Origin of the sequence: Limosilactobacillus albertensis (assembly GCF_014145555.1) — a bacterium.
In the GTDB taxonomy this organism is placed as follows: Bacteria; Bacillota; Bacilli; order Lactobacillales; family Lactobacillaceae; genus Limosilactobacillus; species Limosilactobacillus albertensis.
In genome coordinates this window covers 1-14,879 of sequence record NZ_JACIVD010000066.1, presented here as the reverse complement: position 1 = coordinate 14,879, position 14,879 = coordinate 1, and the positions used below count along the sequence as shown (strand labels likewise).

The following is a 14,879-nucleotide window of genomic DNA, read 5'->3' as shown; positions in this document are numbered from 1 at the left end:
TCCTAAAAAATACTAATAATTATTCTAACAGGGAAGACAAGCTTCTGTCGACTACACTAGATTATCGTTTTTCTTTGTTTTATGATATTCTTAGTATTGAATAACTAATTTGGAAACTAAAGGAGGGATTATCAGATGACTTTTGGCCAGTTGGCAGGGTTGATCGCGGCAATCGCATTCCTAATCTTAGTCATTTTTGCATGTATCCTGTTGAATCAATTGAGTAAGACAATGAAAGAGACAAATAAGAGTATAACAACTTTAACGCGTGATGTTCATTATCTTAGTCAAGAAATGGAAGATGTATTAAGTAATACGAATACGTTGTTGGATGATATTAATCATAAATCAGAGCAATTAGATCCTGCTGTTAAAGCAGTTGCTGATGTAAGTCAAAGCGTTTCAGAAGTGAATGCCTCGCTTCAAGAAATGGTAGATAAGGTCCGGATTCGTCATGAAAAACGGCAATTAGATCGGGGTATCTTTAAGATTGCAGGTAAAACAATTATTTTAGATGCATTTAATAAATTTAGACAGCACCGAAAGCAAAAGAAAGGAATGACAAATAATGAGTAAAAAGTTACTTGCTGGAATGTTATTAGGAGGAGCCGCTACCTATGCCGCTTGGAAAAAAATGGCACCGGCTAAAAAAGAGGCTTTAAAGCAAAGTTTCGATGAAAAGTTTAACAAAGTTGCTGACTATGTAACTGATTATACTTTAGACGCATTAGACATCGTTGACGACCTGATGAGTGATTCTAATTTGAATGACAAAATGAGTGGAGCAGCGGATGCAGTTAATAATGTTACGGGAAAAGTAAAAGATAGTGCAAATAAAGTAGTTAATCGCATGACTAACGATGATTTTGACAAGCAAACTGCTGACATTCGAGAAGAATTAGCAAAGAATAAAGAAGCAGAAGAAGATAATAATGATATTATTATTGACGCTACTAGTGATTCAAAGCAGTCACTTCCTGATGACGAAAAAGCAAGTCAAAGTGAAGTTGAGGATAGCGATAAATAGTAAATAAAAAAGCTGAGAAATTTTCTCAGCTTTTTTATTTAGGGAAAGTCAGTAGTTCTTTAGTTGTATGGGTAAATGGTTCACAGCCGTTTTCTGTAATATGAACACAGTCTTCAATTCGTACACCGGCAAAACCGGGGATGTAGATACCAGGTTCAATTGAGAAGCACATTCCTGGCTCTAATACCAGCTGGTTCCCTTCCATGATTGATGGAAATTCATGCTCGCTGCTTCCCATTCCATGACCTAGACGATGAATGAAGTATTCGCCATATCCGGCGGCGGTGATAATATCACGGGCAACTTTATCTAATTCTTCGGCAGTCATTCCGGGTTTAGCCGCATCTTGAGCAGCTAACTGGGCCTCTAAACATACCTGATAGATATCTTGTTGCTTCTCATTTAATTCTCCAACAGCAACTGTTCGAGAAGCATCACTAATATAGCCATCAACAATTGTTCCAAGATCAAAAAGAACTAACTGGTTATTCTCAATTTTATTACTTGAGGTTGCGCCATGTGGTTCGGCTGCATGAGGGCCGGCTTGAACAAGAGTGTCAAAGCTCATCTTATTGATGCCATGCTGTTTAAGGGCATATTCTAAGTCTGCTGCAATTTCTTGCTCGGTTTTGCCAACTTGAATTGATTCAAAGCCGACTTTAAACGCAAAATCAGCCCACTTCCCAGCTTCATTTAATTTAGCAATTTCGTCTGTACTTTTAATCATTCGCATTTGCGCGATGAGCGGGGAAAGATCAGTATTAAATTTAGCATCGGGAAGAACCGCTTCGAGAGCTCGGAGCCGGTCAACGGTTAACGATTCGCCTTCAATTCCCCAGTTACGTGGTGAACCAGCCATTTGGTGAATATGGTCAGCAATTAAATTAAAGGGTTTTTCATGATCAAGGTAACCGTACACCGGGTATTTCCATCCCGTGTCTTTAATTGCTTCAACTTCAAGAGCTGGGGCAAATAAAAATGGTTCATTATCTGAAAAAAGAATTAATGCAAGAATTCGCTCGACCGGATCACTATAAAAACCAGTTAAATAGTTAATTGTCATTGGGTCACTAATATAAGCCGCATCAAGGCCTTTAGCATCTAAGGCCTCTTGTAATTGATTGAGTTTTGTCAATGTATTCACTTCCTAAAAAAGGTTGCAAACATTATAACATATTGTTATGAATGCAAAAAAATAGTTGGAAACGTTTGCCAATTAAGGATAAATCTGCTATATTAACTAAGTTATGAAAAAATATGAAAACAGATTATACCAATAAAGAAAGGGCTATCTTATGGAAAAACAATCAGTAACAATTTATACGGTTGCCCGAGAAGCTCGTGTCTCAATGGCTACTGTTTCACGGGTAGTTAACGGCAATCCAAACGTAAAACCAGAAACTAGACAAAAAGTTTTAGATGTGATTAAGCAGTTGAATTATCGCCCTAATGCGGTTGCTCGTGGCTTAGCTTCTAAAAAAACGACAACAGTCGGGGTAGTTATCCCTGATATCACTGACCCTTATTTTGCAGAATTGGCATTAGGAATTGATGATGTTGCTTCAATGTACAAGTATAATATTATCTTGACGAATTCTGATTCTGATGATGGGAAGATCTTTAAGGTTGTTAGAAACTTGCTAGCTAAGCAGGTTGATGGAATTATCTTTATGGGTCATGACGTATCAGATGAACTAAAGAATGAATTTGCAAGCACCAATACTCCCGTAGTTGTTGCCGGTTCAGTTGTTAATGATGATTCCTTGCCAAGTGTACGGATTGATTATCAGGCTGCAGCAAAAGAAGCAACAGCATTTTTGTTAAAACGCGGTGCTCAACAAGTGGCTTACATTACTGGGCCCTTACAGTACTCAATTAACAGCGGAGATCGGCTGAGCGGATATAAGAGCGCCTTAGCTGATGATAATAAAGATTTTGATGATTCACTGGTAATTGAAACAGATGGTTCATATCAAGCAGGGTATGCAAAAGCTAAGGAAATTATTGAGAAGGGAATTAAAGCTGCGTATGTCACTGATGATAGTTTGGCAGCAGGACTTCTCAATGGTTTGACAGACGCTGGCGTTAAAGTTCCAGATGACTTTGAATTAGTTTCATCAAATGACACCAAGTACACAAAACTTGTTCGTCCAATGATTACTTCGATTACCCAACCGCTTTATGATATTGGTGCAATTTCAATGCGGTTGCTTACTAAATTGATGGACGGCGATGATAGCAACGATGACGAAAAGAATGTTATCTTGGATCATGGCTTTGTTGAACGGCAGTCAACTCGTAAGTAGGTTGTGATTTGTTGTGACAACCCGGAGCGAATTACGAGCACAACGTCAAGAAACAGAAGCAGTTGAAGAACCAGTAACAAAAACACCGCCAAGGCACCATTTTCTTTTTCGATTATGGGGTATTATTTGTTTAACTTTATTGGCATTAGGATTACTACTTAATGTTACGCTGCTAAACCCCAATTTTGTAAAAAAAGAAATAACCAGTTCATCATTAGAGTCTATAATGATGAATCAGGTTAATAGTAGTTTAACGCAATACGGGATTTCAACGTCAGTCTTAAAGAAGAGTGATACTGATAAGTTAATCACGCAGGCAGTTGATCAAATCTATGCTGGAGAAAAGATCAATCTAGACTTCTCCTCAGTGGTCAACAGTGTTAGTTCATCTGTCGATTCTCAATTAGCGCAATATGGTCTATCAACTTCAATGCTTCCGGCAGGTAGTTCTTCTGCTGTGACAAATAATATTAACTCGATTGTCAATAGTCAGTTAAATACCCCTGAAGTTAGTCAATTGATTACAGGAATAAAGATAGCTAAAACCAGTGTTAATATTATTTTAGTTATTTGTTTAATCAGCCTTGTATTGTTGATTATTAGGGGGTTATGGCAACGACATTTTGTTAAAAGCTTTAGCTGGATTTGTATTGTTGCTTCTATCTTGTATACGGTAATTATTTTAGTTGCCCACACGTTAGCTATTCAAGCTGGACAATATCAAGCTGATCTAAGCCCGTTTATTGTTCAAGTTGCTAATGATTTTCAACAGCAGGCTTTTAGCGGTTCGTTGCTAATGGCCGGTGTAGGAATTGGATTATTTATTTTACAATTAATAAAGCGGCGATAGCGACCTCGCTATTGACCTTGAATTAAGGATAAATATTTGCTAAAATTTATCTGTTTGTATTACATTAATAAAGAAAAGAGGAGTCAGTAATGTCAGGACATTCAAAATGGCATAACATTCAGGGACGTAAGAACGCCCAAGATGCTAAGCGTGGTAAGATTTTCCAAAAAATTTCACGTGATTTGTACCAAGCAGCTAAAGCAGGTGATCCTGATCCAGCGAACAACGCTCAATTACGGCTTGTAATCGATAAGGCACACGCGGCCAACATGCCTAAGAAAAATATTGACCGTGCTATTGCTAAAGCTTCAGGTATTGGTGGAGCTAAGTTCGAAGAAGTTACCTATGAAGGATATGCTCCAGGTGGTGTAGCGGTAATGGTTTCTGCTCTTACCGATAATAAGAACCGGACAGCATCTGCCGTTCGTTCAGCATTTAGCCATTCCGGTGGTTCATTGGGTGCTAGTGGATCAGTTTCATACATGTTTGACCGTAAAGGATTAATTGAAATCCTTCGTGATGACCTTGATAAGAGTGAAGACGATATGTTAATGGATGCATTGGATGCTGGAGCTGAAGATATGAAGGCTACAGACGAAAAATTCCAAATCTTCACTGATCCAAGTAACATGACTAGTGTTCGTGATGCTCTTCAAGAACAAGGCTACGAATTAGATACAGCTGAAGTTACCATGATCCCTCAAAACCGGACAGAGGTGCCTGCTGATAAAGCAAAGCAATACCGTCACTTAATTGATGAATTAACTGAAAATGACGATGTTGCCGACATCTATGAAACTGGGATTTTACCAGATGATGAAGACGAAGAATAATTAAGAGTGAAAGATAATTTTATTTTTCATGGCTCTCGTTAATGAGGAGCCTAAAGTGCCATTGGTGGTGCTTTAGGTTCCTTTTTTATCTTTAAAATTAAATTTTTTGATGCATTTTTGTTTTTTTTTCGTATTTAAATAATAGGGAGGTTAAACTATGCCAAGTTTTGAAGATGAATTATTATCAGTAATCGCTAAAAATGCCAGTGATTTGTATATATTACCGCATGATGACTGTTATCGACTGTCAATAGCTGTGCGCGGGCAGCTTACCCTATTAAAAAGTGTTTCATATGCCTATGGTCAACGATTTATTTCATATTTAAAATATCGTGCCAATATGGCGGTAAGTGAGCATCGACGCCCACAATTAGGTGCTTTTCGATTAGTGTATGAGCAACAGAAAATTAATTTGCGTTTATCCAGTGTTGGAGATTTTCAAGGACATGAATCATTAGTTGTCCGTTTTATCTACCCTTTAGTAAGTAACGAGTTTAATTTTCTAGTCCCTTCTCAATGGACAACGCTACAAAAGTGCTGTAACTATCGTGGCTTGATTTTATTTGCCGGACCAATGGGAGCAGGCAAGACCACAACAATGTATCAATTAGCAAAAGAATTATTACCAGATAAAATCGTATTGACAATTGAAGATCCAGTAGAAATCAATTATTCCGACTTTATCCAACTTCAGGTCAACACGTTAGCAGGAATGGATTATCAAAGTTTGCTAAGGTTAGGATTACGACATCGTCCAGACGTTTTTATTATTGGTGAAATTCGTGATTCACAAACAGCAGCAATGACAGTTCAAGCAGCATTAAGCGGGCATCTTGTTTTCGGAACAATCCATGCTCAGAATGCTGATGGTGTAATTTCCCGTTTACGACAATTAGGGATTGATTCATATTATTTGCAGCAAGTTTTAACGGCTGTCAGTTATCAGCGATTAATTCCCTTAGTCAACGGAAAACAAGCAGTATTATGTGACTTGTTAACGCACCAGCATTTAACTGATTCAATACTTAATAAAACGAAAGGAGTCATTTCCAATGAATGGACAAAAAATCTTAAGCAGGCGGTGGAAAAAGGGAAAATCACCTCGGCAGTCGCTGCTAAGTACGCGCACGGATAAATTAAAGCGTCAGCAGCAGGCCTCCTTTTTCCTTTTGCTGGCCGACTTATTAACGGTTGGATTTTCTATTAGACATGCTATTCATTTTATTGGCACCGTGGAACCAAGTTTAATGTGGTGGACCATGAAAATTGATCATCGAATGCAAGAGGGGATCGGCTTTACAGATAGTATTCGGCAAGAAATAAAACCAGATTTGTATTATCAATTACTTTTAGCTGAGAAGCATGGCAACCTAGTAAAAACTTTGTATGAAATTGGCAAGTTACTCTCAGTACAGGAACGCCAACGAAAGAAGTTGATAACTTTGCTTCAATACCCTTTACTTCTTCTGATAATGCTGGCTATTGTGATTTGTTGTTTGGTCGGATTTGTATTTCCAGAATTAGATATGTGGCAAGGGAAAAGCAACCCCAATTTGCTAATTAAAGTAACAGGTTTAATTGGGAGTTACTTTCTAACGATAATTGGCATTAGTGGCTTATTCCAGTGGTATAACTGGCATCAAATGAGTAAGGAGCAAAAACTCATTAAACTATGTACTATTCCGATTGTTGGCAAATGTTATTGTTATTATTTTCAATATTATTTAACAAGTGTTTTAGGAGTGATGCTGCAACAAGGGTTATCACTTGCTGAAATTTGTCAGCTTTCACAAACATTTCATGGTGATTCAATTCTTTATCTTTTTAGTGGCAGGGTAATAAAAATTATTCAACGTGGCGGTGATATTTCTGAAGCTGTTAAGGCTTATCCGTTTTTACCGAATGAGTTGATTATTTTTATGAATAAAGGAACAACGATTGAAAAGATGGGGCAGGACTTAACGATTTTTGCAAACCTTCAATTTAAAGCCTTAACCAATTCAATTGAACGGTTGCTAGTTTTTGTCCAGCCAATTATTTTTAGTGTGATTGCAGTTGTAATCGTTGGGCTATACCTAAGTTTGCTGTTACCGATTTACCATTCGTTTCAAGGAGTTTATTAATGAAGATTTTAAAGAAAAAGGAATCCGCCTTCACATTACTTGAAATGTCAATTGTTCTTTTTATTATAAGTTTATTAGTTTTGATAGTATTACCTAACTTATCGCAACAACGAAAGCATGCTAACAGTATTCACCGAAAAGCGATGGTGTCAGTTATCCAAACTCAGATTGATTCGTATGAAAATGAAAATGGAACAGATAATGTCAATTTTGAAGAGTTGAAAAATGCTAATTATTTTACAGATGCGCAAGTTCAACAGGCTCATCGTGAAAAAATAGTGATTGTGGATGGAAAGGCAGTTCAACGATGAAAGCTAAGCAGAAAGCTTTTACTTTTCTTGAATCAATAATTGTTTTAGGAATAGCGGCTTTATTAGTATTAATCACAATTCCTAACTTTACCAAGGGACAGCAAATAATGGCCGAGGATCGGTTCTGGCGTTTGTTGCGGTATGAGTGGCGTCGCGCACAGCTAAGAGCTGAAGTTGGCCATCAATATATTGTAATTAGATACAATAAAGTTGGCGCGACGCTGTATTTTCGTGGGAATGATGGGATAAGAGAAATTGAAATCCCCCAAACATTAAAAGTGATTTGTTTCAATGAAGTTACTATCTCGCCCACCGGGTATACTCGAGCACGTACTCAGATATTTAAATCGACAGTTAATAATCGTCTCTACCGTATGAAAATTCAATTAGCATGGGGAGGATATCGACTTGAAGAAGGGGATGGACGCGGCCTTTATGATGGCAGATAGTTTAGTGGCGTTAACAGTAATTACTATTGGGATTAATTTGTTTTTTATTTGTGAACAGCAATTACAGGTTCAACGTCAAAGAGAACAGTTGAAATTAGCAGCAATACGACTGGGAAAAGAAGCAAGTGATTTATATGCTATGAAACATGAAAACATAGTGCTAAGTAAAGACAAAATTGTTGCAAAAGTTAATTTACGAGGATTAACAGTTTATTATCAAGATGAATGTCTTTACCGGATTGCAAGATGAAACAGACAGCTTTTACTTTAGCAGAAGGAATTTGTGCATTGATTATTTCATCTCTAATAATTTTTAATATAAGTTTAGCGATTACGGGGATTAAGAAGACTAATAGCGCGAGTCTGGATTCAACAATTGATTGGTATTTATTTCTTCATGAATTGGAGTCAGATAATCACCGTTTTGAAATAGTTCAAGTACAGGATCAAAAGTTAATTTTATTTAGTCAAGCCGCTCACCGCAATTATGAATTAAAGGGAAGCAACACACTATATTTAACTTGCCGTCAAGGCGGCGGCTACCTTCCTTTGCTTGATGGTGTTAAGTCTCGTGAATACTCTTTTACTCAGCTTGATTCCCAAAGAGTATTGATAGAAGTAACGAGAATAAGTGGAAAGAAAGTGAAATCAGTTGTTAAACTTTATCCTCCATCATCGGAATAAAACAGCCGGGTATATATTATTTATAAGTATCATTGTATTGCTTGTTATAAGTTCAGTATTGCTATACCAATATCAATATTATCAGGGGTATCGAGAACTTGAGAGAAGTCTATATCTAACCTATGTTCAAGAAATAAAACGAAATCTGAGATAGGCTCATTAAGAGTGTTGTCTTGAATTTGCTATGAAGAATAGTTAAACTAATAAAGGAATGATTGTATTATTTGGAGGCGACTAGCACTGACACAGAAAACACCACAGCAATTATTTGAACTTTTTGATAAGGCCACAGAAATTTTACAGGCAGCGTTGAGTTGTTCATATCTTGATGCATTGTTGGAGAATGCTGAAAATATTATTGACAATAATACTGTCCGTGTAGATGATGGGGTTCCTAACGAAAAGACAGTAAAAGAATTGCGAAAAATATATCAAGAATTAGATTTACAAAACGTAAAGCCAGAAATTATCCGGCAAATTATTCAGCTTAGTTTTTTGAAAGTAATTCGTAAAGACGCAATTCAGGCTAACCATCAAATGACTCCTGATACAATTGGCTTAATCATGGCTTTCTTGATTGAAAAGGTCACTAAGACTAAAGAAATCAAGACGGTTTTTGATCCAGCAGTTGGAACAGCTAATTTATTAACAACAGTTATGAATCAGCTTAAAGTAGATGGAGATAAGAACATTGCTGGCTTTGGGATTGATAATGATGAGGATATGCTTCAAGTTGCGAGTGTAAGTACGGAACTCCAACATCTTGATGTTAAGTTATACCATCAGGATGCAATTACAGCATTAGATATCCCTCAATGTGATTTAGCTATCTCTGATTTGCCAATTGGTTACTATCCACTTGATGAAAATACTAGAAATTATCAAACCAGGGCTAAGGAAGGGCATTCTTATGTCCATCATTTATTGATTGAGCAAGCAATGAATTACCTTAAGCCGGGAGCTTTTGGGGTGTTCTTAGTGCCAAGTAGCTTATTTCAAACTAAAGAATCACAATCATTTGTTAAATGGATTCAGTCTGTTGCTTATTTACAGGGGCTTATTAACCTACCAGCAGAACTTTTTGCTAACCCGAATGCGCAAAAGTCAATTTTATTGTTACAACGCCAGGGCGGTAATAGTAAGCAAGCTATTAAGGTTTTGTTAGGCGAGTTCCCTTCATTCAAAGACAAAGCTAGATTTGCTTCATTTATGAATGATGTTAGTCAATGGGTAACAACGAATTTACGTTAAAGGAGAAAAGTCAATGTCAAAAACAATCGCAGTTAACGCTGGAAGTTCAACGCTTAAGTTCAAGTTATTTGATATGCCAAGCGAAGATGTAGTAGCTGAAGGTACTATTGAACGTATTGGTGAGAAAATGGGTCATGCTAAGATCAAATATGGTGATGGTCAAAAGCATGAAGAAGATAAGCCGTTTGCTGATCATGCTGCAGCAGTTAATTACTTGTTGGACCAGTTAACAGCATTAAATATCGTTGCTAGTTATGATGAAATTACAGCGGTAGGTCATCGAATTGTTGCTGGAGGTGAATTCTTTAAGGATTCTACAGTGATTGATGATGATGTTATCAAAAAGATTGATGAATTATCAGAATATGCACCGCTTCATGAACCTGCTGAATTGATTGGAGTTCAAGCATTTCGTAAAGTATTGCCAAATGCATTTGCCGTAGCTGTTTTTGATACGTCATTCCATGTTGATATGCCTGAAATGAATGCATTATACAGTGTCCCTTATGATTGGTATGAAAAATATGGTGCTCGTAAGTATGGTGCTCATGGGACTAGTCACCGTTATGTTTCTGCTCGCGCTGCTGAAATGTTAGGCAAGCCACTTGAAGAGCTTAAATTAATTACGATGCATATTGGTGCTGGAGCTTCAATTACTGCGGTTAAGAATGGAAAGTCTTTTGATACTTCAATGGGCTTTACCCCGGTAGCTGGAATTACAATGGCTACTCGATCAGGGGATGTTGACCCATCTTTAATTGCCTTCATGCAAGGAAAGCTCAATTTATCTTCTGATGAAATGATTGATATTCTAAACCATAAATCCGGTTTACTTGGTATTTCCGGAACTTCACCGGATATGCGGGATATTCTTGCTGCTGCTGAAAAGGGCGATGATCGTGCCCAATTAGCATTGGATATTTACATTAATCGAATTGTACGCTACATTGGTGCTTATATTGCTGAAATGGGCGGAGCTGACGCTATTGTATTCACTGCTGGTGTTGGTGAAAATAGTGTCCCTGTACGAAAGATGATTACAGATAAGTTAAGCTACTTTGGCATTAAGATTGACCAAGAAAAGAATGATTGTCATGGCGTTGAACGCGATCTTTCAGCGGATGATGCTAAGATTAAGACATTATTGATTCCAACTAATGAGGAGTTAATGATTGTTCGTGACATTGAACGATTAAAGAAAAATAATTAACTTAGTTTAAATATATTCAATAAAACGCAACTAGTCGGCAATAAAAGTTTGTCTCTAGTTGCGTTTTATTTTAGAATTTAAGATGATTATAATTGTTGTCAAGAGAGAGGGTTAATTATGAAGTTTTTTACATCTGATACTCACTTTTTTCACGATAGTTTACTAGGAATGAATGATTTTGCACCGCGGCCTTTTATTAATGTTGATGAAATGAACCAAACAATAATTAATAATTGGAATAATAAGGTTGGAGAGAATGATATTGTTTACCATCTAGGAGATATTGCTCTATATTTTGTTAAGCCCCAGCGAGATGCATACCAGGCTATTCTTGAAATACTATTGCAGCTGCATGGTCATTTGATTCTTATAAAGGGTAACCATGATAGTCGGGCCTTATTTAAGTATCTCCAGAATCATAATTATGTATTTAATGGGTTGCCTAAATTTCAGTTTCATGATGTAGGAGCATTGATAAAATATGATCACCGTCAATATTATTTAACCCATTATCCGATGATGTTAGGGATAGCACCTCAGATAATTAATCTCCATGGACATATTCACCATTATTCAGTCCCTGTTAAAGAAAATATTAATGTGGGAATTGACGCTCCAGAACTTGACTATCTTACAGTTAAGCCTAAGTTTGGCGCGCCATTAAATTTTAAGGAAATAGAAGAGATTGTAAATAAAAAAGCTATTCACTATCCAGGACAGGATATTAAGGCTTAAATATAAAAGGATGTGAAAAGATGAATCGAGCTAAAATTCAGGATTATATTGATCAGCGTGAGGAGCAGCGATCGTTAATCTACCATGTAGAGAAGAGTGATAAGGTTCATTTTACAGTAAACGGTCACCCTTATGAGTTAGTTAAGGAATACCGTAATGGCTTTGACGCTGAAAAATTTGCTGAACGTTTTAGCAGTGTATTAAGCAAATACGACTATATCGTTGGTGACTGGGGATATGATCAGTTACGGTTAAAAGGATTCTATGATAGTGATAATCCATTGTTTGAGCCAGATCAAAGCGTAGAGACAATTGAAGATTATTTATTTGAATATTGTAATTTTGGATGTGCTTACTTTATCATTCATAATAATGATATCTGTATTCCGCGCCAGCATAGTCATCGCCAGCGCAATTCAAAAAAACGGACTACGCCGATTATTCACGAACGGCGACGTAAGATTAAGCAAGCAAATGTGCGGCAACGTCATAACCAGCAGGCCGAACGTGTAAAGAGCGGACATCATCAAAAATTTGTAATGCATCAACGAAAAAAGAGGAGTTAGACTAAACGATGAAGGACTATCAAGGATACTTTATTGATCTCGATGGGACAACGTACAAAGGGAAAAAACAAATTCCAGCAGCTGCCAGGTTTATAAAACGGCTACAGGATGCGGGAAAATGTGTTTTGTTTGTTACAAACAATAGTACGCGAACCCCTGATTTTGTGGCGGACAATCTCCGTAATAATCATAATATTAATGTCACTACTGAAAATATTTATACAACTGCAATTGCAACAGCGGATTATTTGCTATCGATTGCTCCAGTAGGAAGTAGAGTTTATGTAATCGGTGAATCTGGATTGAAATCAGCACTTCAAAACCGGGGATTCATTATTACTGATGAAAGGCCGGATTACGTAATTGTTGGGCTTGATACAAGCGTTACGTATGCCAAGCTTGAAAAGGCGGTCTTGCTGATTCGTCAGGGAGCTAAGTTTATCGGGACGAATGCAGATAGTAATTTGCCAAATGAACGGGGAATGGTACCTGGAGCTGGATCAATTGTAAAACTAGTAGAATACGCAACACAACAGAAGCCGATAATGATTGGTAAGCCTGAAGCAATCATTATGCAGATGGCACTTGCAAAAGTACAGTTACCTAAAGAAAAGGTAATAATGGTCGGTGATAATTACCATACTGATATTGAAGCGGCGATTAATGTGGGGATGGATAGTTTGCTGGTCTATACTGGTTTGTCGCGACCGGAAGAGGTAATAAAAGAAAAGATTCAACCAACATATAAGGTGAATAGTCTTGATGAATGGCAAATATGAATTAGTACAATGGACAAGGGCAATTCTATTAATACTGCTTAGTTTAATAACGGCTGTTAGTATTGCTCTTTTTATTGTGGTTAATATATCACCGCTATTTCTTACATTCCCTCATAATTCAATGGGCGTCTCTCCCCATAAGCTGAGGTTAGATTATTTAAGGGTAATTAAGTATCTTCAATTACCATGGATAAATACGTTAAAGCTAAATTATCTTCCAATTGCTCATTCAGCAACGCATCACTTTGCAGATGTGAAGCAGCTTATTGTGGCAAATGAAGTAATAATGATTGGAGCAGTTCCACTTTTAATTTATGGTTTAAAAAAACAAAAACGGCAGAATCAGCTTTGGCGATTACTTCTACCGTTTCAAGTGCTATTTATTCTATTAGTTTTTAGTGGTTTTATGGGGATAACAAACTTTGATGCTTATTTTATCAAATTCCACCATCTCTTTTTTAACAATATGGATTGGGTATTCAATCCTAGGACAAGCCCGATAATATTATTAATGCCCGAGAGTTTTTTTACATTACTTTTTTCGCTGTGGTTATTGATTACCTTATTGATACTCTTGATTATATGGGGATGGATAAAATGGAAATTACGCATCTTCTTTAGTAAAACGTGAACGGATTGCACCAACTACTGCTGGAATTAATGTTACAACGATAATTCCAATAATGATGACTGAGAAATGTTCTTGAACAAATGGAAGATTACCGAAGAAGTATCCGCATCCGCAACAAAGCAATACCCAAATTACACAACCAATAATACTATATTTAATAAATTGTTTATAAGGGAAACCGGAACCAGCTGCAGCAAAAGGAGCAAAGGTTCGGATAATTGGAATGAAACGAGCAAGGATAATAGCAGGTGCACCGTGTTTTTCAAAGAAAGCTTCAGCACGCTCTAAGCTTTCTTTGTTGATAAGCTTACCAAACAGTGAGTGGTTGGATAGGCTTTTCCCAATTTTATGACCAATCAAAAAGTTAAGTGAATCACCGCCAACACAAGCACAGAGGAATATGAGGATAAAGACCCAAATATTAAGGTGGTATCGTGGATCAGCAGCAAGTGCACTAGCAGCAAATAGTAAGGAATCTCCAGGAAGAAACGGCATAATAACTGCTCCAGTTTCAATGAAGATAATAGCAAATAAGATTAAATAAGTTGTATCGCCAAATTGGTTAACGATCTGGATTAAGTGAACATCAATATGCAGTATGAAATCAATTAGAGTTGCCAAATCAATTCTCCTTTTATATATTTAAGATAATACTGTTAAAGTGTAGCAAGATAGAAAAATATTGTGAAGTACCCATTAAAAGTTTTAATAGTTTTTTTGAGTTCAGCATCTTCTTATAGAAATTCTTGTATTTACTTAATAGAAAAATGTTTGTTAATTTAATAGAGTAGGTAATTTGTATTAACAGCTTCGATACATAGATAGCAATAAAATCGAACAATTAAATGAATTTGTTATTATAAAATTCGACTAAGTAAACTTGGAATAAAAAAGTTGAGATAAGTTGTTGACAATGATTGAGTTACACTGTATAGTAGTTATCGTTGTCAAAGCAGTTAAGAGCTGCTGAGATGTTTCAAATTGAAAGTTATAAATAATTGTTGACATCTGATTGATGACATGGTATATTAATAAAGTTGCTGATTGAGTTATCGATCAGAAGGAATTGAAAATTAATTAAAATTTCTTCTTGACAAGTTAAATTGATATATGATATAATAAAT

Annotated in this window: 19 protein-coding genes; 17 read left to right on the top strand and 2 right to left on the bottom strand. The window is 36.5% G+C overall.

The window, feature by feature from the left end; genetic code table 11:
- Nucleotides 1–135: 135 nt before the first annotated feature.
- On the top strand, nucleotides 136–576 hold the full coding sequence (locus H5S41_RS07665; RefSeq protein WP_153710239.1) for a DUF948 domain-containing protein: 441 nt from the start codon (nucleotides 136–138) through the stop codon (nucleotides 574–576).
- Nucleotides 569–1,027, top strand: a complete 459-nt coding sequence (locus H5S41_RS07660) for a hypothetical protein (RefSeq protein WP_182602860.1) — start codon at nucleotides 569–571, stop codon at nucleotides 1,025–1,027. Before H5S41_RS07665 ends, H5S41_RS07660 begins: the two co-directional genes overlap by 8 nt.
- A 34-nt stretch (nucleotides 1,028–1,061) precedes the next feature.
- On the opposite strand, the gene H5S41_RS07655 is transcribed toward H5S41_RS07660, so the two are convergent.
- Nucleotides 1,062–2,162, bottom strand: coding sequence for a M24 family metallopeptidase (locus tag H5S41_RS07655; protein WP_182602859.1), 1,101 nt, complete (start codon nucleotides 2,160–2,162; stop codon nucleotides 1,062–1,064).
- 160 nt (nucleotides 2,163–2,322) lie between these two features.
- Here H5S41_RS07655 and ccpA point away from each other — a divergent pair, with 160 nt between their 5' ends.
- The 15 genes from ccpA (at nucleotide 2,323) to H5S41_RS07580 (ending at nucleotide 13,755) form a co-directional block, all read left to right on the top strand.
- Nucleotides 2,323–3,333: a catabolite control protein A gene (gene ccpA, locus H5S41_RS07650; RefSeq protein WP_182602858.1), complete on the top strand. Its 1,011-nt coding sequence runs from the start codon at nucleotides 2,323–2,325 to the stop codon at nucleotides 3,331–3,333.
- 13 nt (nucleotides 3,334–3,346) lie between these two features.
- Entirely contained in the window at nucleotides 3,347–4,183 is an 837-nt protein-coding gene (locus H5S41_RS07645; RefSeq protein WP_182602857.1) for a hypothetical protein, read from the top strand.
- 89 nt (nucleotides 4,184–4,272) lie between these two features.
- On the top strand, nucleotides 4,273–5,016 hold the full coding sequence (locus H5S41_RS07640; RefSeq protein ID WP_182602856.1) for a YebC/PmpR family DNA-binding transcriptional regulator: 744 nt from the start codon (nucleotides 4,273–4,275) through the stop codon (nucleotides 5,014–5,016).
- Between the two features lie 157 nt (nucleotides 5,017–5,173).
- Nucleotides 5,174–6,151, top strand: a complete 978-nt coding sequence (gene comGA / locus H5S41_RS07635; protein WP_182602855.1) for a competence type IV pilus ATPase ComGA — start codon at nucleotides 5,174–5,176, stop codon at nucleotides 6,149–6,151.
- Complete coding sequence (locus tag H5S41_RS07630; protein WP_182602854.1) at nucleotides 6,069–7,139, top strand: type II secretion system F family protein; 1,071 nt, start codon at nucleotides 6,069–6,071, stop codon at nucleotides 7,137–7,139. The genes comGA and H5S41_RS07630 overlap by 83 nt, the downstream gene beginning before the upstream one ends.
- On the top strand, nucleotides 7,139–7,450 hold the full coding sequence (comGC, locus tag H5S41_RS07625) for a competence type IV pilus major pilin ComGC (RefSeq protein ID WP_182602853.1): 312 nt from the start codon (nucleotides 7,139–7,141) through the stop codon (nucleotides 7,448–7,450). The genes H5S41_RS07630 and comGC overlap by 1 nt, the downstream gene beginning before the upstream one ends.
- The gene (locus H5S41_RS07620; RefSeq protein WP_182597381.1) at nucleotides 7,447–7,899 is read left to right on the top strand and encodes a hypothetical protein; all 453 of its coding nucleotides are present in this window, start codon (nucleotides 7,447–7,449) and stop codon (nucleotides 7,897–7,899) included. Before comGC ends, H5S41_RS07620 begins: the two co-directional genes overlap by 4 nt.
- On the top strand, nucleotides 7,859–8,149 hold the full coding sequence (locus tag H5S41_RS07615; protein ID WP_231833091.1) for an HEM-1/HEM-2 family protein: 291 nt from the start codon (nucleotides 7,859–7,861) through the stop codon (nucleotides 8,147–8,149). Before H5S41_RS07620 ends, H5S41_RS07615 begins: the two co-directional genes overlap by 41 nt.
- A complete protein-coding gene (locus H5S41_RS07610; protein ID WP_182602852.1) occupies nucleotides 8,146–8,583 on the top strand; it encodes a ComGF family competence protein in 438 nt (145 codons plus the stop codon). The genes H5S41_RS07615 and H5S41_RS07610 overlap by 4 nt, the downstream gene beginning before the upstream one ends.
- A gap of 240 nt (nucleotides 8,584–8,823) precedes the next feature.
- Entirely contained in the window at nucleotides 8,824–9,834 is a 1,011-nt protein-coding gene (locus H5S41_RS07605) for a class I SAM-dependent methyltransferase (RefSeq protein ID WP_331716177.1), read from the top strand.
- A 13-nt stretch (nucleotides 9,835–9,847) separates the two neighbouring features.
- On the top strand, nucleotides 9,848–11,044 hold the full coding sequence (locus tag H5S41_RS07600; RefSeq protein ID WP_153710249.1) for an acetate/propionate family kinase: 1,197 nt from the start codon (nucleotides 9,848–9,850) through the stop codon (nucleotides 11,042–11,044).
- Between the two features lie 117 nt (nucleotides 11,045–11,161).
- Nucleotides 11,162–11,779 carry a metallophosphoesterase family protein gene (locus H5S41_RS07595; RefSeq protein ID WP_182602851.1) on the top strand — a complete coding sequence of 206 codons (618 nt, stop codon included), beginning with the start codon at nucleotides 11,162–11,164 and terminating at the stop codon, nucleotides 11,777–11,779.
- A gap of 20 nt (nucleotides 11,780–11,799) precedes the next feature.
- Nucleotides 11,800–12,345, top strand: coding sequence for a YutD family protein (locus H5S41_RS07590; protein ID WP_163705801.1), 546 nt, complete (start codon nucleotides 11,800–11,802; stop codon nucleotides 12,343–12,345).
- Between the two features lie 8 nt (nucleotides 12,346–12,353).
- Nucleotides 12,354–13,124, top strand: coding sequence for a TIGR01457 family HAD-type hydrolase (locus H5S41_RS07585; protein ID WP_182602850.1), 771 nt, complete (start codon nucleotides 12,354–12,356; stop codon nucleotides 13,122–13,124).
- Nucleotides 13,108–13,755 carry a TIGR01906 family membrane protein gene (locus H5S41_RS07580; RefSeq protein ID WP_182602849.1) on the top strand — a complete coding sequence of 216 codons (648 nt, stop codon included), beginning with the start codon at nucleotides 13,108–13,110 and terminating at the stop codon, nucleotides 13,753–13,755. Before H5S41_RS07585 ends, H5S41_RS07580 begins: the two co-directional genes overlap by 17 nt.
- On the opposite strand, the gene H5S41_RS07575 is transcribed toward H5S41_RS07580, so the two are convergent.
- Entirely contained in the window at nucleotides 13,729–14,376 is a 648-nt protein-coding gene (locus H5S41_RS07575; RefSeq protein WP_182602848.1) for a VTT domain-containing protein, read from the bottom strand. The two genes, H5S41_RS07580 and H5S41_RS07575, sit on opposite strands and share 27 nt — an antisense overlap.
- Nucleotides 14,377–14,879 lie beyond the last annotated feature (503 nt).

Coding starts and splice junctions, on each gene's coding strand:
- H5S41_RS07585 (WP_182602850.1), top strand. CDS start 12,354: ATGAAGGACTATCAAGGATACTTTATTGATCTCGATGGGACAACGTAC.
- H5S41_RS07580 (WP_182602849.1), top strand. CDS start 13,108: ATGAATGGCAAATATGAATTAGTACAATGGACAAGGGCAATTCTATTA.
- comGC (WP_182602853.1), top strand. CDS start 7,139: ATGAAGATTTTAAAGAAAAAGGAATCCGCCTTCACATTACTTGAAATG.
- H5S41_RS07660 (WP_182602860.1), top strand. CDS start 569: ATGAGTAAAAAGTTACTTGCTGGAATGTTATTAGGAGGAGCCGCTACC.
- H5S41_RS07620 (WP_182597381.1), top strand. CDS start 7,447: ATGAAAGCTAAGCAGAAAGCTTTTACTTTTCTTGAATCAATAATTGTT.
- H5S41_RS07665 (WP_153710239.1), top strand. CDS start 136: ATGACTTTTGGCCAGTTGGCAGGGTTGATCGCGGCAATCGCATTCCTA.
- comGA (WP_182602855.1), top strand. CDS start 5,174: ATGCCAAGTTTTGAAGATGAATTATTATCAGTAATCGCTAAAAATGCC.
- ccpA (WP_182602858.1), top strand. CDS start 2,323: ATGGAAAAACAATCAGTAACAATTTATACGGTTGCCCGAGAAGCTCGT.
- H5S41_RS07640 (WP_182602856.1), top strand. CDS start 4,273: ATGTCAGGACATTCAAAATGGCATAACATTCAGGGACGTAAGAACGCC.
- H5S41_RS07595 (WP_182602851.1), top strand. CDS start 11,162: ATGAAGTTTTTTACATCTGATACTCACTTTTTTCACGATAGTTTACTA.
- H5S41_RS07610 (WP_182602852.1), top strand. CDS start 8,146: ATGAAACAGACAGCTTTTACTTTAGCAGAAGGAATTTGTGCATTGATT.
- H5S41_RS07590 (WP_163705801.1), top strand. CDS start 11,800: ATGAATCGAGCTAAAATTCAGGATTATATTGATCAGCGTGAGGAGCAG.
- H5S41_RS07600 (WP_153710249.1), top strand. CDS start 9,848: ATGTCAAAAACAATCGCAGTTAACGCTGGAAGTTCAACGCTTAAGTTC.
- H5S41_RS07630 (WP_182602854.1), top strand. CDS start 6,069: ATGAATGGACAAAAAATCTTAAGCAGGCGGTGGAAAAAGGGAAAATCA.